This is a genomic window from Natroniella acetigena, assembly GCF_023227745.1.
In the GTDB taxonomy this organism is placed as follows: Bacteria; Bacillota; Halanaerobiia; order Halobacteroidales; family Halobacteroidaceae; genus Natroniella; species Natroniella acetigena.
The window spans coordinates 1-20040 of sequence record NZ_JALKBX010000047.1 but is presented as its reverse complement, the minus strand read 5'-3'; the positions used below and the strand labels follow the sequence as shown (position 1 = coordinate 20040).

The window sequence follows — 20040 nt, the reverse complement described above, 5'->3', positions numbered from 1 at the left end:
TTTTAGCCCTCTCGCAACTGATTTTGAAGTTTATTGGTTGCAGATTTTAATTTTAAAAGTGAAACTATATATCAATAAAAAGCAAGGCGATTAGAAAATTATGTATTAAGAAGTTCATATTAATATTAAGTTTGATGGTGTATAGTTGACTTATTAAATTAAGTAGTGTTATAATTAAGGTTGAGTAAAGAAGTTTAGGAGGAAGTTAGTTGATGAATATTAGTGAGTTAGAGGAACAGACAATTAATGAACTATATGAGATTGCTAAGAAGTTAGATATTATCGGTTATAGTAGCTTAAAAAAGAAAGAGTTGATATTTAAAATATTAAAGACGGAAACAGAAAAAGGAGGTCTTATCTTTGCTGAAGGTGTACTAGAGATCCTACCAGATGGATATGGTTTTTTACGACCTTCAAAATATGTACCGAGTACAGATGATATTTATATTTCTGCTTCTCAAATTAGACGATTTGATCTGAGAAATGGAGATGTTGTATCAGGGCAGGTAAGGCAACCTAAAGATAATGAAAGTTATTTTGCTTTATTAAGAATTGAGGCTGTTAATTATCAAGATCCAGAATTGGCGCAACAGCGACCACACTTTGAAGACTTAACCCCTTTGTATCCACAACAGAGGATCAGTTTAGAGAATAATCCAGCAGAGATATCCAGTAGATTGATTGATTTGATAGCTCCTATTGGAAAGGGCCAACGTGGTTTAATTGTGGCTCCACCTAAAGCTGGAAAGACTGTACTATTAAAAAAGGTTGCTAATAGTATTAGTGCTAACTTACCAGATGCAAAGTTGATGATTCTACTGATTGATGAACGACCGGAAGAAGTAACAGATATGCGTCGCTCTGTTGATGCTGAGGTGATCAGTTCTACTTTTGATGAACCGCCTCAAAATCATATTAATGTTTCTGAATTGGTCTTAGAGAAGGCAAAGAGATTAGTAGAACAGAAACAAGATGTAGTTATCTTACTTGATAGCATAACAAGATTAGCTAGAGCTTATAATGTCAATATTCCATCTAGTGGGAGGACATTATCAGGTGGATTAGATCCGACTGCTCTTCATAAACCTAAACGCTTCTTTGGAGCAGCTAGGAATATTGAAGAGGGTGGTAGTTTAACCATTTTGGCAACTTCTTTAGTTGAGACAGGAAGTAGAATGGATGATGTCATTTATGAGGAATTTAAAGGTACAGGAAATATGGAGCTTCATTTGAGCCGTAATTTGGCCCAGAAGAGATTATTTCCAGCAATTGATGTTAAGTTATCTGGAACGCGTAAAGAAGAACTATTGTTATCGGATTATGAAATAGAAACTATGTGGGATATCAGACGAGAGATGAATAATGCTCACCCAAGTAAGATAATTGAGACTTTCACTAAAAAGATTAAAGCAAGTGATAATAATAGAGAAATGCTAGAGTCTTTCCAGAAAGTACTTAGTTAAATTTTTATCTAATTCAATTTCAAATTATGATGCTAGGTTGCAATCTGATTTTAGCTATGTTATAATATAACAGTTGAAATCTAAGGAATAATAGAGAGAGGTGATTTAAGTGAAAGAGGCCATTCATCCAGAGTATAAAGAAGCGACAATAGCTTGTGCTTGTGGAGAGGAATTTACGACTAAGACCACTAAAGGTGATTTGAAGGTGGAGATATGTTCTAATTGTCACCCAGTTTACACTGGCAAAAAGAAAAAATCTGCTAAGGGTGGGCGAATTGAACGGTTCAAGAAAAAATATGGTATTGAAGACTAATTTCGATAGCAGGGCCCCAGCTCTGCTATTTTTTCATATTAAGGTTTGGATAAGATTTGTTAGTAAAATTAAGAGTGTACTAAGCTAAAAGGAAATGTTGGAAGAGTGAGTATTTAGTCTTAAGATGCTTTGCAACTATTGATGGTTTAAGTGTTTATGATTTTGAATTCAACTATACACTGTTAACTGTAAATTGTACACTGATCTTTATCAAAGGGGGGGAGAAGATGGCTCACGATTATGGAGGGCAAGCAGTAATTGAAGGGGTTATGATGCGGGGCAAGGATGAACAAGCAATTGCAGTTCGGAAGGAAGATGGAGAAATTATTTTAGAAAAGAAAGAATTAAATTCAATTGCTGATAAATTTAAATTTTTGCAGTGGCCTTTATTACGAGGGGTAGTAGCTTTATTTCAATCTTTAATTTTAGGAGTTCAGGCTTTGACTTTTTCAGCTAATCAGTTCAGTGAAGAAGAAGAAGAATTAACTATATTAGAATTAGTAGGAACTATTGGGCTGTCTTTTGGATTGGCCATGATATTGTTTGTAGTTTTGCCAGCTATATTAATTGGTTTTGTTCAAGATGTTGTAGCATCAAATTTAGCTTTGAATTTGATTGAAGGTGGTATTAAAGTTACTTTCTTTTTGGCTTATGTGATAATTATTTCCCAGATGGAAGATATCAAACGGGTTTTTCAATATCATGGAGCTGAACATAAGGTAATCCACAATTATGAGTCAGAACAGCCATTAAGTATTGACAATGCTCAAAAATTTACAACCCTACATCCTAGATGTGGAACTAATTTTTTATTAATCGTAATTTTATTGAGTATTTTACTTTTTTCTCTTTTTGGAAGGCCAACTTTGTTAAATCGAATTTTGATTCATATTTCATTACTACCGCTAGTAGCTGGATTATCTTATGAGTTGATTAAGCAAGCTGGGCGAGAGAATGCAGGAAAACTATTTAAAGTATTAGCAATTCCAGGACTTCAGTTACAAAAATTAACGACTAAAGAACCATCTTCAGAGCAAATAGAGGTTGCTCTTAAATCTTTAGAAGCAATCATAGATGAATAATATTGAATTGGGTTTTAAGATTAAAGTAAGGAGGCTTACTTATGAAAAAGTGGATTAGTAAATTGGATAGTGTTGTAGAACGTTATAAGGAGATAGAAGGGTTATTAAGTGATCCAGAGGTAATTAATGATCAAGAAAGATTTCAAAAATTATCTAAAAAATATGCTGAATTAAAAGAAATTATTGTAAAATATGAAGAATATCAAGAGTTACAAGAGAATGTTGATGAAGCAGAGGAAGTATTAGAGGTAGCAGAAGATGATGAAATGATTGAGTTAGCTAAGATGCAACTTGCAGAAGCTGAGCCACGGCTTGAAGTATTAGCAGAAAAGTTACCTTTAATGTTAATTCCTAAAGATCCTAATGATGAAAAGAATGTTATTGTTGAGATCCGTGGTAGTGCTGGAGGAGATGAAGCAAATATTTTTGCAGGTGATCTATATCGAATGTATACTCGGTATGCTGAAAAGCAAGGCTGGAAGGTTGAGGTTATGAGCTCAAGCCCTTCTGAAATGGGAGGATTTAAAGAGGTTATCTTTATCATTGAGGGTAAGGGAGCTTATAGTAAATTAAAATATGAAAGTGGTGTTCATCGAGTACAGCGAGTACCAGAAACAGAATCGAGTGGTCGGGTCCATACATCTACCTCTACAGTAGCTGTTTTACCAGAAGCCGAGGAAGTAGATATTGAGATTAAAAATAATGATTTAAAGATTGATACCTACCGTTCTAGTGGCCCTGGAGGACAGAGTGTAAATACTACTGATTCTGCAGTTAGAATTACTCATGAGCCGACTGGATTGGTTGTATCTTGTCAGGATGAAAAATCACAGCATAAAAACAAAGATAAGGCAATGAGAATATTACGGGCCAGGTTAAAGGAGAAGATTGAAGAGGAACAACAAGCAGAGGTTGCCGAAAAAAGAAAGAGTCAGATTGGAACTGGAGGAAGAAGTGAGCGGATTAGAACTTATAATTTTCCTCAGGGAAGAGTAAGTGATCATCGAATTAATCTAACTAGTCATCAATTGGACTCAATCTTAGATGGGGAGTTAGAGGAAGTGATTGAAGCTCTAATTACAGCTGATCAGATAGAAAAATTAAAGCAGGTGGATTAAGTTGGAACAGTTGACAGTTAAAGATGTACTGGATAAAACGACAGATTTTTTTAAAGAACATGGAATAGATACTCCTCGCTTGGATGCTGAGATCTTATTAGCAGAAGTGTTGGAGCTAGAAAGGATTAAGCTTTATGTTAACTTTGATCAGCCATTGGAGAATTCTGAGGTTGATCAATATCGGGAGTTGATAGTATCAAGAAGTAAGGGGATACCAGTTGCTTATCTTGTTCAAAAACAGGAATTTATGTCTTTAGAGTTTAAAGTGACTCCTGATGTCTTAATCCCTAGACCTGAGACTGAACATTTAGTAGAAACTACTCTAGAGTTGATAGCTGAATTAGATCGGACTGAGCTTAAAATAGTTGATGTAGGAACAGGTAGTGGAGCTATTATTATTAGTCTGGTTAAATTAGCCTCTAAAGAGTTAACAGGAGTAGGGATAGATATCTCTGAGCAGGCCTTAAAGGTTGCTCAAAAAAATGCAATTAAGCAGCAAGTTAAGGGAAAGATCGAGTTTAAAGTGGGTGATCTATTAGAGCCCTTGAATGATTCGGTTGATCTTATTGTTTCTAACCCCCCTTATATCCCAACTGGACAGTTGGCTAGTTTACAACAAGAGGTTAAAGCAGAGCCAATGCTTGCTTTAGATGGAGGAGCAGAGGGGCTTGATTATTATTATCAAATTATTAAACAAGCAACTGCTAAGTTAAGAGCAGGTGGATTGATTCTTTTAGAGGTAGGGATTAATCAAGCCAGAAAGATTGCCGATGTGTTAGCAGAGTTTAATTTTAAAGAGATAGAGATTATTGAAGATTATAGTGGGATTGAGCGGGTTGTCAAAGCTAGTTATGATAAAGAGTAGGCTAATTAGCCTACTCTTTATTTTTGCAAAAGTTAAGCTTAATTACAATTATGTGTCAGTGTCAGTAATCCGTGTCAGTAAAAAATCAAGTTCAAAACCTTTATGATTTAAAGGAGTTAGCGGGTTTGAATTTCACAGACACAGACACAGACTACTGACACTATATATCAATAAAGTTGAGCATTTAAGTATTTGCATAATTTCCAAAGAACTAGGTAATAGTAATTGTAGCCTTTCCCTCTTAACAATTGTAGTTAAATATTATATACTATTACTTAGGTTAATTTACCGTGATAGTACAATTAAGTAATACCCAATCAATGAGAAGTAAGAATAGAAAAGAGGGATACAGGATGAAGTCAATTAAAGGGACTAAAATTTTCGAGCGCTCTGAAATAAAAGAAGCAGCTAACTTATTACAACAAGGCAAACTGGTTGCGTTTCCAACTGAAACTGTTTATGGACTAGGGGCCAATGCTTTAGATGAAGCAGCTGTGAGATCGATCTTCACTGCTAAAGGACGACCGGCTGATAATCCTTTGATCGTTCACATTGCTAAGCAAGAGGAATTAAAATCTTTAGTTAAAGGGGAATTGACTGAGGATGTCAAACGCTTGATCAGTAATTTTTGGCCCGGACCATTAACAATTGTCTTGTCCAAAAATGCTAAGGTGCCTGCAGTTACTACAGGAGGGTTGGAAACAATAGCGGTTAGAATGCCTCAACATCCTGTAGCGTTAGAGTTGATTGAGGCTACTCAACTTTCTATTGCTGCTCCAAGTGCCAATTTATCTGGCAAGCCAAGTCCTACCTTAGTTAAACATGTAATAGATGATCTAGCAGGGAAGGTTGATGGTATTTTAGCGGGAGGACAGACAGGGATTGGAGTGGAATCAACGGTAGTTGATTTATCCCAAGTGAAACCAGTTTTACTCCGTCCGGGAGGAGTTACATACGAAGAATTGACTGATATTTTGGGAAAAGTTGAGATTGATCCTACTGTAGAAGCTAAATTATCCAATGATGATCAACAAGCAATTTCACCAGGGATGAAGTATAAACATTACTCACCTCAAGCTGAAGTTATTTTAGTTGAAGGAAGAACTGAAGAGATTCCAACTAAAATTAAAGAATTAATTGGTGCACATTCGGCTCAGAAAGTAGGAGTTATGGCTACTAAGGAATTTAGTAACTACTATCAAGATGTAACTGTTAAAGAGATGGGGAGTAGAAGTAATTTAGCTGAAATCAGTACTAATATCTTTAAACTGTTGCGTGAATTTGATGCTGAAGGAATAGATGAAATCATCGTTGAAGGATTACCAGTAGAAGGTTTGGGTCTTGCTATTATGAATAGATTACGTAAATCTGCTGCCTATCAGATTATTGAGGTCTAATAAGTTGATAACCTACCTCTAATTAGAATATAGATAAAAAAAGTCTTATTTTAATTAGGGGTGATAATTTGAGTTTTTTAGAATTAGCTACTTTGGGAATAGCTTTAGGAACTGATGCTTTTTCTGTTTCAGTCGCGATAGGTACAAGACAGTTGAAATTATCTTTGATTATTAAGTTGAGTTTGATAATTGGATTTTTTCATGTTTTAATGACATTTTTAGGAATTAATCTAGGTAGATTATTATATCATTTTTTTGGTAATTATTATTTTGAAGAAACAATTGACCAAATTACGACAGTGATTGCGTCGGGATTGTTAATGATTTTAGGGATGATTATGATTTATGAACAATCAAGGGCAGAAGAAAGTATAAATTATAATTTAGAGCTGTATGGTTGGACTTTGATAATTTTACCCTTAAGCGTTAGTATGGATGCCTTATCAGTAGGTTTTAGCCTAGGAATGTTAGAACTCAATATTTTAATTGCTTGTATTACTTTGGGAATTATCTCTGGAATATTAGTAATTAGTGGTTTGTTAGTTGGTAATAAAGTAGGAGATATTATAGCTAATAAAGCTGAAATTTTGGGAGGAATTGTACTAATTTTATTAGGAATTCATTTTTTGTTATCAATTAATTGAGGAGCTGAAAAGATGGGGTTTTATGAAATAATTTTTATTGGAATTGCTCTAGGGATGGATACTTTACCTCTAAGTATTGGAGTAGGAATTGGAGGAGTAAATAAGGACCAAGCTTTAAAATTTAGTCTGTTAGTAGGAGTTTTACATATTACATTACCATTATTTGGTCTCTATATTGGTGGATTATTGGGTAGTTATTTAGGAGAAATTGCTGACTATATAGGAGCGGCAGTATTAATTTTATTAGGAGTTCATATGATTTATGAAGAGCTAAAGGAGGAGCAACTTGAGATCAAATTGGAAGGGACAGGATTTTTTTTATTACCATTAAGTGTTAGCTTAGATGCTTTGGCAGTAGGCTTTAGTTTAGGGGCATTAGGTGCGGAGATCTATCAGATAGCTATTTATTTTGGTGCAGTTGCTTTAGCAATGACAACAATAGGTCTAACCCTCGGTGATCGATTGGGTTCTGTGATTAAGAGGGCTGGTTTAGTAGGAGGAGCTATTCTGATTGGGTTTGGGTTCAAGATGATGTTCTTTTAGAAGGAGGTGATTATGATTAGCAAAAAGATTCTGTTTGTTTGTACTGGTAATACTTGTAGAAGTAGTATGGCGGAAGTTATTTTTAGAGATTTACTTGAAGAGAATAATCTGGATGATTATAATGTTGAATCAGCAGGATTAGCTGCTTTAGAGGGGGAAAATGCTGCTAGACAAGCAATAGAAGTTATGAAAGAAGAAGGGCTTGATTTAACTGCTCATCAGACGACCCCTTTAACTAGTGAGCTGATGACTGAGGCTGATCTGATTTTGACGATGACTCGGCGGCATAAGTTATCTATTGTAGATAGTCATCCTCAAATAGAAGATAAACTATATACACTAAAAGAATATGCTGCTACAGAAGAAAATAAACAAGAAGCTAAAGAGTTAGATATTTCTGACCCATTTGGACAACCTATATCTATTTATAAAGATTGTGCTCAAGAAATAAAAGAAGAATTAGAAAAAGTTGTAAAAAAATTGAATTAGATGAAGGAGAAAGTATAAAACCAAAGAATCAATATTTAGTATGTTAGTATGATGCCTATCTTTATTTGGTAATGATTAATTGTAATACATAATAATAGAAGATGATTTGTAGGAGGTATAAAATGAAGGTTGCATTAGGTAGTGATCATGGAGGTTATAACTTAAAGAGTAAGGTTCAGAATTTATTAGATAAACTTAATATTGGATATGATGATTTTGGAACCGATTCATGTGATTCAGTAGATTATCCTGACTTTGCTAAAAAAGTAGCTGTTGCAGTTAAGAAAGAAGAATATGAGCGGGGTATTTTAATTTGTGGAACAGGAATTGGAATGTCGATAGCTGCTAATAAAGTTAAGGGCGTTAGAGCAGCTTTATGCCATGATGTCTTTTCAGCTAAAGCGACTAGACAACATAACAATTCAAATGTTTTGACTTTAGGAGAAAGAGTGGTTGGTAGTGAATTGGCTTTAGAAATTGTAAAAGTATGGTTAACTACGGAATTTGATGGTGGCAGACATCAGCGTAGAATTGATAAAATTGGTCAGTTAGAGGCTTAGAAAGGGTGATTAGATGAATAATCTAGAGCAAGTGGATTCTAAATTAGCAGGGTTTATTAGGCAAGAGAAAGGGAGGCAGCATGATAATTTAGAAATGATTGCCTCGGAAAACTTTGTTAGCGAAGCTGTTTTGGAAGCAATGGGGACTGTTTTAACTAATAAATATGCCGAAGGGTATCCGGATAAGAGGTATTATGGTGGTTGTAAATATGTTGATCAGATTGAAGAGTTAGCAAGAACAAGGGCCAAAGGGTTATTTGGAGCAGAACATGTAAATGTTCAACCGCACTCAGGCTCTCAAGCTAATGCTGCAGTTTATTTTGCTTTATTAGATAAAGGGGACAAGGTACTAGGAATGGACTTGGCTCATGGGGGACACTTAACTCATGGTAGTCCAGTCAACTTATCAGGGACTTATTATAACTTTATTTCTTATGGAGTAGATGCCGATACAGAATTGATTGATTATCAACAGTTAAGATCATTAGCTAAAGAAGAAAGACCAGAGTTAATTGTGGCAGGAGCAAGTTCTTATTCTCGAGAGATTGATTTTAAAAAGATTAGAGAGATAGCAGATGAAGTAGATGCTTATTTTATGGTAGACATGGCTCATATTGCTGGGTTAGTAGTAGCAGGATTACATCAAAATCCAGTTAACTATGCTGATGTAGTGACTACAACAACTCATAAGACTTTACGAGGGCCTAGGGGAGGAATGATCTTATCTACAGCTGAATTGGGTAAAAAGATTGACCAAGCAATCTTCCCTGGTATTCAAGGTGGGCCATTGATGCATATCATAGCTGCTAAAGCAGTTTCTTTTAAGGAAGCATTAACAGATCAATTCAAGGAGTATCAGCAGCAAGCTGTTAAGAATGCCAAGGTCTTAGCCAGCGAAATTAGTAAAGAGTTTAGATTGGTTTCTGGAGGTACAGATAATCATTTGCTGTTAGTTGATTTAATCAGTAATGGGATAACAGGAAAGAAAGCAGAAGAAGCTTTAGATGAAGTGGGAATTACTGTTAATAAAAACACAATTCCTTTTGAAGAAGAGAGTCCGACTGTCACTAGTGGGATTAGATTAGGAACACCTGCTTTAACTACTCGAGGAATGAAAGAAGAGCAAATGAAAGAGATTGGAAGTTTAATTAATAGGTTATTATTAAATATAGATAATAGGCAAACAAAAGAAGATGTTAGAGAGCAGGTTCAAGAATTGGTTAAGAATTACCCATTAGTAAAAAATTAACAATCTATATAACTTTGAGGAGGTTTATTAAATGAGTGAAGTACATGTAATTGATCATCCATTGATTCAACATAAATTGACCCATTTAAGAAAAGAAGATACTGGGGCTAAAGAGTTTAGAGAATTGACCGATGAGATTGCTACTTTAATGGCTTATGAAGTTACTAGAGATTTACCTCTAAAAGAGATTGACATTAAGACTCCTGTTACAGAGACAACAGCTAAAGTGATCTCAGGTAAAAAATTAGCTGTAGTACCTATTTTACGAGCAGGATTAGGAATGGTAGATGGAGTGGTAGACTTAATTCCGACTGCCAAAGTTGGTCATATTGGTCTATATCGTGATCCAGATAGTTTAGAACCAGTAGAATACTATTGTAAGATGCCAACTGATATTGAAGCTCGAGAATTAATTGTTGTCGATCCAATGTTAGCAACTGGAGGAACAGCAGAAGCAGCTTTGGAGTTTGTTAAAAAGAGAGGAGCTAGTAAGATTAGATTTATGTGTTTAGTGGCTGCTCCAGAGGGAATAGAAAGATTACAGGTAGCTCATCCGGATATTGATATATATACTGCTGCTGTTGATGAAAAATTAAATGATCATGCTTATATTGAACCAGGCTTGGGTGATGCTGGTGACAGATTGTATGGAACTAAATAACTCTAAGCAGGAGCGACCTTCTTGGGAAGAGTACTTTATAGAGATGACTCAAGTAGTAGCTAAACGCTCAACCTGCTTAAGAAGAAAAGTAGGTGCCTTACTTGTAAAAGATAAAAGGGTCTTAGCTACTGGATATAATGGAGTTCCTAGTGGCTTAGAGCATTGTCAAGAAGTTGGTTGTTTACGTGAACAAAAAGAAGTTCCATCTGGAGAGAGGCATGAATTATGTCGAGGGTTGCATGCTGAGCAGAATGCTATTATTCAAGCTGCTTTGCATGGGATTTCTATTGAGGGAGCAATCTTATACTGTACTCATCAACCTTGTATTCTCTGTACTAAGATGATTATTAATGCTGGGATTGATCAAATTATCTTTAAAGGTGGTTACCCAGATTCGTTGGCTTTAGAAATGATAGAAGAAGCAGGGATTGAGTTACAGAATTATAGCTAAGAAAGCCTCATCAAATAATTTAGATTCACTAAACAATTTACCACTGCTATTGCTCAACATAACCATTAGGAGCGAAAGAATAAGAAGGAAATGGTACCAGCTTAATTAATTAGCTAGAGGATCCAAATGCTCGCACCAAGATTTGGATTTTTCATTTTTGTATAAATAGATTTAATTATAAATTTCTGTACTAATAGTAATTATTAACAAGATTAAACAATTGACATTATAAAAAAGATTACATAAAATTAGGAGTAGACTTAATTGTTTAATTAGAAAGGGTGAGGTAAATGTTCTTTTACCCACTATTAGTAGCAGGAATAATAAGTTTCATCTTAACTCCTCAAGTTAAAAAACTGGCATTTAAATTAGGAGCAGTAGATCATCCTAAGCAGAGACGGATTAATAAACAGGCTATTCCTAATTTAGGAGGAATCGCTATTTATGCTGGAGTAATTATCACTTTAGTATTATTAGGTTATGCACGAGATTTTTTAGCCATTTTAGTGAGTGGAAGTTTAATATTTTGTTTAGGGATTCTAGATGACTTATACGAGTTATCTGCCTGGAATAAGCTAATAGGTCAGAGCGTTATAGCATTACTAGCAATTTTTTTAGGGCTACAGATTCAATTTATTACTAATCCATGGGGCGGAATGTACTATTTAGGTTGGTTATCAGTTCCAATAACTTTAGTTTGGTTAGTAGGGATAACTAACACTATTAATTTGGTAGATGGTTTAGATGGGTTAGCAGGTGGAATTACTGTAATTGCAGCCATAACCTTAGCCATCTTTGCTTATCAACAAGGACAAATTCTAACTGTAATTTTAACTTTGACTGTTATTGGTTCAACCTTAGGATTTTTACGTTATAATTTTAATCCTGCTCAAATTTTTATGGGGGATACAGGAAGTATGTTTTTAGGATTTATGTTGGGGGCAATTTCAATTAGTGGAGCTTTAAAAAGCGTAACAGCTTTAACTTTGCTAGTGGTAGTTTTAGCTTTGGGAATTCCAATTTTTGATACTTTACTATCTATTATAAGACGAAAGCTAAAAAGTCAACCTATTTTTCAAGCTGATAATAACCATTTTCATCATAAGCTATTAGCTTTGGGTTTGAGACAGTATGAAGTTGTGTTGATTATTTATTTAATCAGTATCTTTTTAAGTATGATTGCGATAGGAGTTAGTTTAGCTACTATAAGGGAAACTTTATTTTTATTAGGCAGTTCTTTGTTATTTTTGATTATTGGCAGTCTTGAATTTAAAAAACTAAAGATAAAATTAACTTTATAAAATTAATTTTAAAAGTGAGTTTTAATTAGATTCTAAAAACCAACTGTTATAGTCTATAACAGTTGGTTTTTAAGAACTAACACTTACATTTATGAAGCTGCTGAAAAAGGTATTTTTAAAGAGCAAATATATGATACTCTAAATCTTAATGGAAATAATTCAAAATTGATTGCATAGAAAAAGTCAATGTTCTAATTTAACTTTTATAAATGCCTTAATGGGAATTGACTTTACAAAATTATTAATTTATAGTATAATAAAGAGGGGTTAAAGATAATAAACCTAAGTTTTTTGAGCAATTTGTAGATTAAAGTGGAACGAATATAAAGGTATTATGTATAATTAAAGATGCATTGTATAAACTAAAAGGGGCTGGCTCGATTATTTAGTGTTGGTTGTACATAAATTGAGCTTTATCCCTTTAGGTAACCAGACTATAAATTAGGAGAATTATGATGAAAAATCAATTGGGAATTTTAAAAGCATTAGCATTGCTATCTCAAATAGGGATTGTTATTTTGATTCCGATAGGGGTTGGTATCTGGGTTGGTAATAAATTGGATGATTGGTTAGGTACAGGAGCTTTATTTCTGGCTGTCTTTGTTGTACTAGGAGTTATAGTTGGTTTTAAGAATGCTTATAGATTGCTTATGTCCGAGTAAAGTTAGGAAGTGATTACATGAAGGCACTACGGAAGACAAGATTATTTGTTTTGAAGTGGACAGCCTTGTTGGATTTTTGTATATTATTGTTGTTATTTGTGTTATCTAGTTATAAGATTGCTTTTGGTTTTTTTGTTGGTTCAGTGATGAGTTTGATTAACTTCCAATTATTATCAACGTCTTTACAAAAAGCAGTTGAATTCAGTCCGATTAAAGCTGGGATTTATGTTTTTGTCCAATATATAATAAGGTATATGTTGTGGTTTGCTGTTTTTTACATAGCTTTACAACGTAATGATGTCAACTTATTAACTACAGTAATGGGAATGTTAACGGTAAAATTAGTTGTTTTAACAATTAACGCTCTAAATTATTGGCCCAATAGTCAAAAATATTCTGAATTTACAGGAAAGGAGGGAAACTAAATGGAATTTGCCCCAGTTGAAATGTTTTATTTACCTAATAATGTTTTAACTAGATTATTTAATATTGCTGGTGCTCCAGTAAAATCGACTGTAACTACTACTTGGATTATCATGGCAGTATTAGTTTTGATTTCTTGGCTAGCAACTAAAGATTTGAAAAAGGAACCTGAGCCAGGTAGTCTACAAAATATAATGGGGGCCTATGTAGAAGCGATTGCTAATCTAGTAGAGACTACAATGGAATCCAAGAATAAGGCTTTTGTTTCCTATATTGGAACATTAACTATTTATTTGGTAATTGCCAATTTAGTTGGAATTATTCCTGGAAGGGATCTCTTTAACCTTTATACTCCTACAGCTGATTTAAATACTACATTAGCTTTAGCATTTATTACTGCTGTTAATGTGCATTTTCTTGGAGTTAAAACTAAAGGAATTGGTGCTTACTTAAAAGGTTATTTTGAACCAATGCCACTACTCTTTCCAATAAATATTATTGGTGCATTTGCTGATCCTATATCATTAGCTTTTCGTTTATTTGGTAATATGATGGGAAGTGTAGTAATCATGGCTTTGTTATTTGGAGTGGTCCCATTGGTAGTTCCAGGAATAGCTACTATTTATTTTGATGTCTTTGCAGGAGTCTTACAGGCGTTCATCTTCTCAATGTTAACTATGACTTATATTTCCATGGAAGTAGAGTAATCCATCTAAGTTTAGCTAAATTAAGAACGACCACTGAAGTGATTAAAATCACTTGAAATAATTATGTTATTTTATTTGTTTAAATTATTAAATTAGTCAAGATTAGCTTTTAGATTAGTATAAGGTGAGTAGTAGAGCTACTAAAGATTTAAGGTTTTTGAATTTAGGTATTTTAATTTACAAGATAAATTAATAATTTTAAGGGGGAAATGAATAATGAGTGATCAAGCATTAGTGTTAGCTGCATCTGCAATTGGAGCAGGTTTGGCAATGATAGCTGGTATTGGAGCAGGAATTGGTCAGGGATTTGCTGCAGGTAAAGGAGCTGAAGCAGTAGGTAAACAACCGGAAGCACAAGGTGTTATTACTAGAACTATGTTATTAGGGGCTGCAGTTGCTGAGACAACTGGTATTTATGGTTTAGTAGTTGCTTTAATTTTATTATTTGCTAATCCTCTTCTTGGTTTATTGGGATAAGAAATCATTTTATTTACTAATTGAAGATGGGTAATGGGTGACATTATTCATCTTCTATTCTAATTCTTTTATTTTATAGTGTAGTTTTGAAAGGAGGGAATCATAGGTGATTAGTATTGATATAACGTTTTTGTTTCAACTATTCAATTTTGTAGTTTTATTTTTACTTTTACGTCACTTTTTGTTTGAGCCGATGAATAATTTTATGAAAGAGCGAGCACAAAGTATATCCAATAAAATTGATAGTGCTGAGCAGAAGGAACAGGCTGCTCAAGAAATAAAGGAAGAATATCAACAAAAACTTAAAGAAGCTAAGATAGAAGCTCAAAATATAATTGAAGATAGTTCTCGTCGAGCTGAAAGAGTTAAAGAAGATATAATCATTGAAGCTAAGGAAGAAGCTAATCGTAAGATTAAAAAAGCTGAAGAAGAGATTAAGAGAAGTAAACAACAAGCTGTTGAGGATCTAAAGGATGAGGTAGCTACTATTTCGATTCAAATAGCTAAAGAACTGATTGAACAATCTATTGATGACCAAATGCAAGAAGAAACAATCAGTAATTATATTGAACAGTTGGATGAAGAGAAATTGGGTGATCTGAAATGTTAAAGAATAAGGTTGCTGAAAAATATGCTCAGGCTTTATTTGAATTGGCAGTTGAAGAGGAAACTTTAGATAAAAATCAGCAAGAGTTTTCAGAAGTAATAAGAATGGTCAATGAAGCCGAAGAGTTGAAGCAAGTATTAGAGCATCCTAAATTGGCTGTTAAACAAAAAAGAGAGCTGTTTGATAATGTTTTTTCAGATGAAATATCTGAGATGTTACTTAATTTTATTAAATTGCTTTTTGATAAGCGAAGAGAGATTTATTTAGAAGATGTTTATCAGCAGTTTGAAGGTTTAATAAGTGCCCAAAGGAATAAAATGGAAGTGAATGTAAAGACGCCAATTGAATTATCTGAAAAGAACAAGAATTCTCTTAAGGGTAAGTTAGAGAAGTTTACTGGAAAAGAAGTTGATTTAAATATAGCGATTCAGCCTGATTTATTAGGTGGTTTAATAGTGAAAATTGGTGACAAGATAATTGATGGGAGCTTATCAAATCAATTAAATAAGATGAAAAAGAATTTAAATAATTTAGAAGTAAGTAAGTTAGGGGTGAGATAGAATGAATCTTAGAGCAGAAGAGATCAGTTCTATTATTAAAGAGCAGATAAAAAATTATGATGTTGAATTAGAAACTAAAGGTGTAGGGACTGTTCTTAGTGTTGGTGATGGAATTTCTAGAATTCATGGATTAGAAGGTGCTATGGCAGGTGAATTATTAGAGTTTGATAGTGGTGTTTATGGAATGGTATTGAACTTAGAAGAGGATAGTATTGGCTGTGTTATTTTAGGTGATGAGTCTAAAATTGAAGAAGGGGATGCTGTACATAGAACTGAAAGAATTGTAGAGGTCCCTGTAGGTGAAGAGATGAAAGGGCGAGTTGTGAATGCTTTAGGTCAGCCTATTGATGGAAAAGGGCCAATCAATACCGAGCAATCTCGAGAAGTTGAATCTGATGCACCTGGAATTGTTGATCGTCAGCCAGTAGAAGAACCATTACAAACTGGAATTAAATCTATTGACTCTATGGTACCAATTGGAAAAGGGCAGCGTGAGTTGATTATTGGTGATAGACAGACTGGAAAGACAGCTATTGGGATTGATACAATAGTTAATCAAAAGGGTAAAGATGTAATATGTATTTATGTAGCGATTGGTCAAAAGTCATCTACTGTTGCTCAAATAGTAGATAAGTTAGAAGAAACTGGAGCAATGGAATATACAACTGTTGTTTCTGCTGCATCTAGTGAACCAGCTTCTTTACAATATTTAGCACCTTATGCAGGATGTTCTATAGGGGAAGCTTTTATGCATGAAGGTGAAGATGTATTGGTAGTCTATGATGATTTATCTAAGCATGCTGTTGCTTATCGTGAGATGTCTTTATTATTGAGAAGACCACCTGGACGAGAAGCTTACCCTGGTGATGTATTTTATTTACATTCTCGTTTACTGGAACGAGCTGCTAAATTAAATGATGAATTGGGAGGCGGTTCTCTAACAGCCTTACCAATTATTGAGACACAAGCTGGTGATATTTCAGCTTATATTCCAACAAATGTAATTTCAATTACTGATGGTCAGATCTTTTTAGAAAGTGAATTGTTCTATTCAGGAGTTAGACCGGCAGTTAACGTTGGACTATCTGTATCACGAGTTGGTGGAAATGCCCAAATTAGTGCAATGAAAGACGTTGCAGGAACATTAAAGTTGGATATGTCTCAGTATCGTGAATTAGAAGCTTTTGCTCAATTTGGTTCTGATTTAGATGAATCTACTCAACAAAAGCTTGCTCGTGGAGAAAGAATTGTTGAGGTTTTAAAGCAGAATGAAACGAGCCCATATGAAGTAGAGGATCAGGTAATTATTATTTACACTGTAACCAATGGTTATTTGGACGATATTCCTGTAGAAGATATTACTGAATTTGAGGAACAGTTTATTAATTTTGTACAGAATAGTTATCCAGAAATTGGGCAATCAATTTCTGAAACTGGAGAATTAGAAGAAGAAACAGAAGAAAAGTTAAAAGCTGCCATTGAAGAGTTTAAAGGGGATTTTGTAACTAGTGAACAGAAAGAAACAGCTTAATCAAAGTTAAATGTCTGGGTAAGAAAGTGGGGTGAGTTAGATGAAAAGTATGCGAGATATTAAGCGGCAGATAGCTAGTGTTGAAAATACTAAAAAGATTACCAAAGCTATGAAGTTAGTTGCTGCTGCTAAATTAAGAAGGTTACAAGAAAGAGCTGAAAATGCCAAACCCTTTTTTGAAAAGACACGTAAGACTTTAGCGAATGTTACTGCTAAGATAGATAATAGATTACATCCTCTGTTAGAAGAGCGTGATGTCAAAAAAGTTGGTTACTTTTTGATTACTGGTGATCGTGGACTAGCTGGCCCGTACAATAATCGAGTTATTAAAGAGGTTGAAACTAGTATTCAAGCTGATAACCAAGAAAATAATTTGATTACTGTAGGGAAAAAAGGGAGAGACTACTTTAAAAGGCAAGATGTTGAAATAATTTCTGAATATCTTGAACTAGAAGATAGTCCGACTTTTCATAATGCAGCTAATTTTGCTCAGGAGGTAGTTGAGCTATATCAAGAAGAAGTCTTTGATGAAATTTATTTAGTTTATACTGATTTCAAAAGTGTAATTAATCAAGAGGTAAAGAAGATCAAGTTATTACCTGTTGACCCAGACGATATGGAACCTGAAGGTGCTGATACTAGGTACTTATATGAACCGTCAGCGGAAGAAGTCTTATCAGTTGTATTACCACAATATATTAAGAATATTATTTTTGGTGCATTGTTACAATCTAAAGCTAGTGAATTTGCTTCACGGATGACAGCTATGGATTCTGCAACTGATAATGCTGAGGAGATGATTGAGGAATTAACTTTATCTTATAATAGAGCACGCCAAGCTGCAATAACACAGGAACTTTCTGAGATTGTTGGTGGGGCCGAAGCATTAGAATAGGAGTTAGAGGGGGTATTATGATGAGTCAAAATGCTACTACAGACCAAAATATTGGGAAAGTCGTCCAAATTATTGGTCCAGTAGTTGAAGTTGAGTTTGATAGTGGTAAGCTACCAGAAATTAATGGTGCAGTAAAAATTATAGATAAGACAAATGAACGTGAGATTGTAATTGAAGTTATGCAGCAGATAGGTGATAACAGAGTTAAAGGTGTAGCTATGACATCTACTGATGGTTTAGTTAGAGGAATGGATGCTCTAGATTTAGATGGGCCAATCTCTGTTCCAACCGGTGAAGAATGTCTAGGAAGAATATTTAATGTATTAGGTGAACCGGTTGATCAAGGTGGAGAGGTAGAGACTGAAACTTATGCTCCAATCCATAGAGATGCACCGGCTTATGAAGAACAAGATACATCTACTGAGATCTTTGAAACAGGAATTAAGGTAGTTGATTTATTAGCTCCTTATGCCCGTGGGGGTAAAGTAGGTCTATTTGGAGGAGCAGGTGTAGGTAAGACTGTATTGATTATGGAGTTAATCAATAATATAGCAACAGAACATGGTGGTTACTCAGTCTTTTCTGGTGTAGGTGAGCGGACTAGAGAGGGTAATGACTTATGGTTAGAAATGAAAGAGTCAGGAGTACTAGATAAGGTTGCTTTAGTTTATGGACAGATGAATGAACCACCTGGAGCTAGAATGAGAGTTGGACTAACAGGATTGACTATGGCTGAATACTTCCGTGATCAAGCAGGGCAAGACGTACTATTATTTATTGATAATATCTTTCGATTTATTCAGGCAGGTTCTGAGGTTTCTGCTTTATTAGGAAGAATGCCTTCAGCGGTAGGTTATCAGCCAACTTTAGCTACAGATGTAGGAGAGTTGCAGGAAAGAATTACTTCAACTAAAGAGGGATCGATTACATCTGTACAGGCAGTTTATGTACCAGCAGATGACTTGACAGACCCTGCTCCAGCGACAACTTTTGCTCACTTAGATGCAACGACTGTATTATCAAGACCGATTGCAGAGAAAGGTATCTATCCTGCAGTAGATCCATTAGATTCTACTTCACGAATTTTGGATCCAAATATTGTAGGAGATGAGCATTATCAAGTAGCACGTCAAGTCCAAGAGATTTTACAACGTTATAAGGATTTACAAGATATCATTGCTATTTTAGGTATGGATGAATTATCAGAGGACGATAAATTAGCTGTAGAACGGGCAAGAAAGATTGAACGTTTCTTATCTCAGCCTTTCTTTGTAGCAGAACAGTTTACTGGAATGCCTGGTAAATATGTATCTGTAGATGAGACGGTTCGTGGATTTAAAGAGATTTTAGAAGGGAAGCATGATGATTTACCTGAAGAAGTGTTCCTATATGTAGGAACAATCGATGAAGCAGTGGAGAAAGCAGAAAAGTCAAAAGGACGTGAATAATCATGTCTAAAATGAAATTAAATATTGTCACTCCGGAAGAAGTTGTTTATGATGATAATATAGAGATGGTTATTGTAAGAACTATTGATGGAGATAGAGGAATTATGCCACGGCATGCTTCTTTAATTACTGGGTTAGATATTGGAACGATTAGAATTAAAGCAAATAATGAGGAGTATGTATTAGCTGCAACTAAAGGATATATGGAAGTCCAACCAGAAGAGACTACTATTTTAGTTGATTCAGCTGAGTTTGTTGATGAAATTGATGTAGAACGAGCCAAAGCTGCTAAAAAAAGAGCTGAAGAGCGGCTTGACTCTCCCAATCCCAAGGATAATATTAACGAAAGAAGAGCTGAGCTGGCTTTGCAAAGAGCACTAAATAGATTAAAAGCTAGTAAAGGTAGAAATTTTGAGTAAGAGATAATATCTCTTGCTCTTTTTTTTATGGGTAAAAAGATAGCAAGAAACTATTATTCTAATAATATAATAGTAGTGATTAGGTAAAAATAAATCTGAATTACAATTATGTGTAACTTTTGCTTAGAACCATGAGGGAGATTTCTCGTTCTGAAAGATTTTTTCTGAGCTTCTA

Annotated in this window: 24 protein-coding genes; all 24 read left to right on the top strand. The window is 34.4% G+C overall.

The genetic code is table 11. The annotated features are described in order from the left end of the window. Positions 1–212: 212 nt before the first annotated feature. The 24 genes from rho (at position 213) to MWH25_RS09720 (ending at position 19865) form a co-directional block, all read left to right on the top strand. Positions 213–1463 (top strand): transcription termination factor Rho, encoded by a 1251-nt coding sequence (gene rho, locus MWH25_RS09835; protein ID WP_248627481.1) that lies wholly within the window; start codon positions 213–215, stop codon positions 1461–1463. 109 nt (positions 1464–1572) lie between these two features. Then, the gene (rpmE, locus tag MWH25_RS09830) at positions 1573–1776 is read left to right on the top strand and encodes a 50S ribosomal protein L31 (RefSeq protein WP_248627480.1); all 204 of its coding nucleotides are present in this window, start codon (positions 1573–1575) and stop codon (positions 1774–1776) included. Between the two features lie 227 nt (positions 1777–2003). Next, positions 2004–2858: a DUF1385 domain-containing protein gene (locus MWH25_RS09825; RefSeq protein WP_248627479.1), complete on the top strand. Its 855-nt coding sequence runs from the start codon at positions 2004–2006 to the stop codon at positions 2856–2858. A 41-nt stretch (positions 2859–2899) separates the two neighbouring features. Beyond that, complete coding sequence (gene prfA / locus MWH25_RS09820) at positions 2900–3976, top strand: peptide chain release factor 1 (RefSeq protein WP_248627478.1); 1077 nt, start codon at positions 2900–2902, stop codon at positions 3974–3976. Between the two features lies 1 nt (position 3977). Then, on the top strand, positions 3978–4841 hold the full coding sequence (gene prmC, locus MWH25_RS09815; protein WP_248627477.1) for a peptide chain release factor N(5)-glutamine methyltransferase: 864 nt from the start codon (positions 3978–3980) through the stop codon (positions 4839–4841). Between the two features lie 353 nt (positions 4842–5194). Beyond that, positions 5195–6238, top strand: coding sequence for an L-threonylcarbamoyladenylate synthase (locus tag MWH25_RS09810; protein ID WP_248627476.1), 1044 nt, complete (start codon positions 5195–5197; stop codon positions 6236–6238). A 68-nt stretch (positions 6239–6306) separates the two neighbouring features. Continuing rightward, the gene (locus MWH25_RS09805) at positions 6307–6882 is read left to right on the top strand and encodes a manganese efflux pump MntP (RefSeq protein ID WP_248627475.1); all 576 of its coding nucleotides are present in this window, start codon (positions 6307–6309) and stop codon (positions 6880–6882) included. A gap of 12 nt (positions 6883–6894) precedes the next feature. Then, a complete protein-coding gene (locus MWH25_RS09800; RefSeq protein WP_248627474.1) occupies positions 6895–7425 on the top strand; it encodes a manganese efflux pump MntP in 531 nt (176 codons plus the stop codon). Positions 7426–7437: 12 nt separating this feature from the next. Further along, a complete protein-coding gene (locus MWH25_RS09795) occupies positions 7438–7914 on the top strand; it encodes a low molecular weight protein arginine phosphatase (protein ID WP_248627473.1) in 477 nt (158 codons plus the stop codon). Between the two features lie 122 nt (positions 7915–8036). Beyond that, positions 8037–8474, top strand: coding sequence for a ribose 5-phosphate isomerase B (rpiB, locus tag MWH25_RS09790; protein WP_248627472.1), 438 nt, complete (start codon positions 8037–8039; stop codon positions 8472–8474). Positions 8475–8487: 13 nt separating this feature from the next. Then, positions 8488–9723, top strand: coding sequence for a serine hydroxymethyltransferase (locus tag MWH25_RS09785; RefSeq protein ID WP_248627471.1), 1236 nt, complete (start codon positions 8488–8490; stop codon positions 9721–9723). 31 nt (positions 9724–9754) lie between these two features. Beyond that, entirely contained in the window at positions 9755–10384 is a 630-nt protein-coding gene (upp, locus tag MWH25_RS09780) for a uracil phosphoribosyltransferase (RefSeq protein WP_248627470.1), read from the top strand. After that, complete coding sequence (locus MWH25_RS09775) at positions 10371–10835, top strand: deoxycytidylate deaminase (protein WP_248627469.1); 465 nt, start codon at positions 10371–10373, stop codon at positions 10833–10835. Before upp ends, MWH25_RS09775 begins: the two co-directional genes overlap by 14 nt. A gap of 290 nt (positions 10836–11125) precedes the next feature. Next, positions 11126–12136, top strand: coding sequence for a glycosyltransferase family 4 protein (locus MWH25_RS09770; protein ID WP_248627468.1), 1011 nt, complete (start codon positions 11126–11128; stop codon positions 12134–12136). A gap of 455 nt (positions 12137–12591) precedes the next feature. Then, a complete protein-coding gene (locus MWH25_RS09765; RefSeq protein ID WP_248627467.1) occupies positions 12592–12798 on the top strand; it encodes an AtpZ/AtpI family protein in 207 nt (68 codons plus the stop codon). 17 nt (positions 12799–12815) lie between these two features. Next, positions 12816–13223: an ATP synthase subunit I gene (locus MWH25_RS09760; RefSeq protein ID WP_248627466.1), complete on the top strand. Its 408-nt coding sequence runs from the start codon at positions 12816–12818 to the stop codon at positions 13221–13223. Continuing rightward, positions 13224–13928, top strand: coding sequence for a F0F1 ATP synthase subunit A (atpB, locus tag MWH25_RS09755; protein ID WP_248627465.1), 705 nt, complete (start codon positions 13224–13226; stop codon positions 13926–13928). It abuts the gene before it with no gap. Positions 13929–14144: 216 nt separating this feature from the next. After that, the gene (gene atpE / locus MWH25_RS09750; protein ID WP_248617859.1) at positions 14145–14405 is read left to right on the top strand and encodes an ATP synthase F0 subunit C; all 261 of its coding nucleotides are present in this window, start codon (positions 14145–14147) and stop codon (positions 14403–14405) included. A 106-nt stretch (positions 14406–14511) separates the two neighbouring features. Continuing rightward, on the top strand, positions 14512–15015 hold the full coding sequence (gene atpF, locus MWH25_RS09745) for a F0F1 ATP synthase subunit B (protein ID WP_248627464.1): 504 nt from the start codon (positions 14512–14514) through the stop codon (positions 15013–15015). After that, on the top strand, positions 15009–15572 hold the full coding sequence (atpH, locus tag MWH25_RS09740) for an ATP synthase F1 subunit delta (protein ID WP_248627463.1): 564 nt from the start codon (positions 15009–15011) through the stop codon (positions 15570–15572). Before atpF ends, atpH begins: the two co-directional genes overlap by 7 nt. Before the next feature lies 1 nt (position 15573). Beyond that, a complete protein-coding gene (gene atpA / locus MWH25_RS09735; RefSeq protein WP_248627462.1) occupies positions 15574–17103 on the top strand; it encodes a F0F1 ATP synthase subunit alpha in 1530 nt (509 codons plus the stop codon). 40 nt (positions 17104–17143) lie between these two features. After that, a complete protein-coding gene (gene atpG / locus MWH25_RS09730) occupies positions 17144–17998 on the top strand; it encodes an ATP synthase F1 subunit gamma (RefSeq protein WP_248627461.1) in 855 nt (284 codons plus the stop codon). Between the two features lie 20 nt (positions 17999–18018). Beyond that, the gene (gene atpD / locus MWH25_RS09725; RefSeq protein WP_282706942.1) at positions 18019–19446 is read left to right on the top strand and encodes a F0F1 ATP synthase subunit beta; all 1428 of its coding nucleotides are present in this window, start codon (positions 18019–18021) and stop codon (positions 19444–19446) included. Positions 19447–19448: 2 nt separating this feature from the next. After that, complete coding sequence (locus MWH25_RS09720; protein ID WP_248627459.1) at positions 19449–19865, top strand: F0F1 ATP synthase subunit epsilon; 417 nt, start codon at positions 19449–19451, stop codon at positions 19863–19865. Positions 19866–20040 lie beyond the last annotated feature (175 nt).

Bases quoted from the DNA above. Each gene is read 5' to 3' on its own strand.
- rho (WP_248627481.1), top strand. From the start codon at position 213: ATGAATATTAGTGAGTTAGAGGAACAGACAATTAATGAACTATATGAG.
- MWH25_RS09765 (WP_248627467.1), top strand. From the start codon at position 12,592: ATGAAAAATCAATTGGGAATTTTAAAAGCATTAGCATTGCTATCTCAA.
- prfA (WP_248627478.1), top strand. From the start codon at position 2,900: ATGAAAAAGTGGATTAGTAAATTGGATAGTGTTGTAGAACGTTATAAG.
- atpG (WP_248627461.1), top strand. From the start codon at position 17,144: ATGAAAAGTATGCGAGATATTAAGCGGCAGATAGCTAGTGTTGAAAAT.
- upp (WP_248627470.1), top strand. From the start codon at position 9,755: ATGAGTGAAGTACATGTAATTGATCATCCATTGATTCAACATAAATTG.
- atpE (WP_248617859.1), top strand. From the start codon at position 14,145: ATGAGTGATCAAGCATTAGTGTTAGCTGCATCTGCAATTGGAGCAGGT.
- MWH25_RS09775 (WP_248627469.1), top strand. From the start codon at position 10,371: ATGGAACTAAATAACTCTAAGCAGGAGCGACCTTCTTGGGAAGAGTAC.
- atpB (WP_248627465.1), top strand. From the start codon at position 13,224: ATGGAATTTGCCCCAGTTGAAATGTTTTATTTACCTAATAATGTTTTA.
- MWH25_RS09810 (WP_248627476.1), top strand. From the start codon at position 5,195: ATGAAGTCAATTAAAGGGACTAAAATTTTCGAGCGCTCTGAAATAAAA.
- atpD (WP_282706942.1), top strand. From the start codon at position 18,019: ATGAGTCAAAATGCTACTACAGACCAAAATATTGGGAAAGTCGTCCAA.
- MWH25_RS09785 (WP_248627471.1), top strand. From the start codon at position 8,488: ATGAATAATCTAGAGCAAGTGGATTCTAAATTAGCAGGGTTTATTAGG.
- MWH25_RS09795 (WP_248627473.1), top strand. From the start codon at position 7,438: ATGATTAGCAAAAAGATTCTGTTTGTTTGTACTGGTAATACTTGTAGA.
- MWH25_RS09720 (WP_248627459.1), top strand. From the start codon at position 19,449: ATGTCTAAAATGAAATTAAATATTGTCACTCCGGAAGAAGTTGTTTAT.
- atpH (WP_248627463.1), top strand. From the start codon at position 15,009: ATGTTAAAGAATAAGGTTGCTGAAAAATATGCTCAGGCTTTATTTGAA.
- atpA (WP_248627462.1), top strand. From the start codon at position 15,574: ATGAATCTTAGAGCAGAAGAGATCAGTTCTATTATTAAAGAGCAGATA.
- rpiB (WP_248627472.1), top strand. From the start codon at position 8,037: ATGAAGGTTGCATTAGGTAGTGATCATGGAGGTTATAACTTAAAGAGT.
- MWH25_RS09825 (WP_248627479.1), top strand. From the start codon at position 2,004: ATGGCTCACGATTATGGAGGGCAAGCAGTAATTGAAGGGGTTATGATG.
- MWH25_RS09770 (WP_248627468.1), top strand. From the start codon at position 11,126: ATGTTCTTTTACCCACTATTAGTAGCAGGAATAATAAGTTTCATCTTA.
- MWH25_RS09760 (WP_248627466.1), top strand. From the start codon at position 12,816: ATGAAGGCACTACGGAAGACAAGATTATTTGTTTTGAAGTGGACAGCC.
- MWH25_RS09800 (WP_248627474.1), top strand. From the start codon at position 6,895: ATGGGGTTTTATGAAATAATTTTTATTGGAATTGCTCTAGGGATGGAT.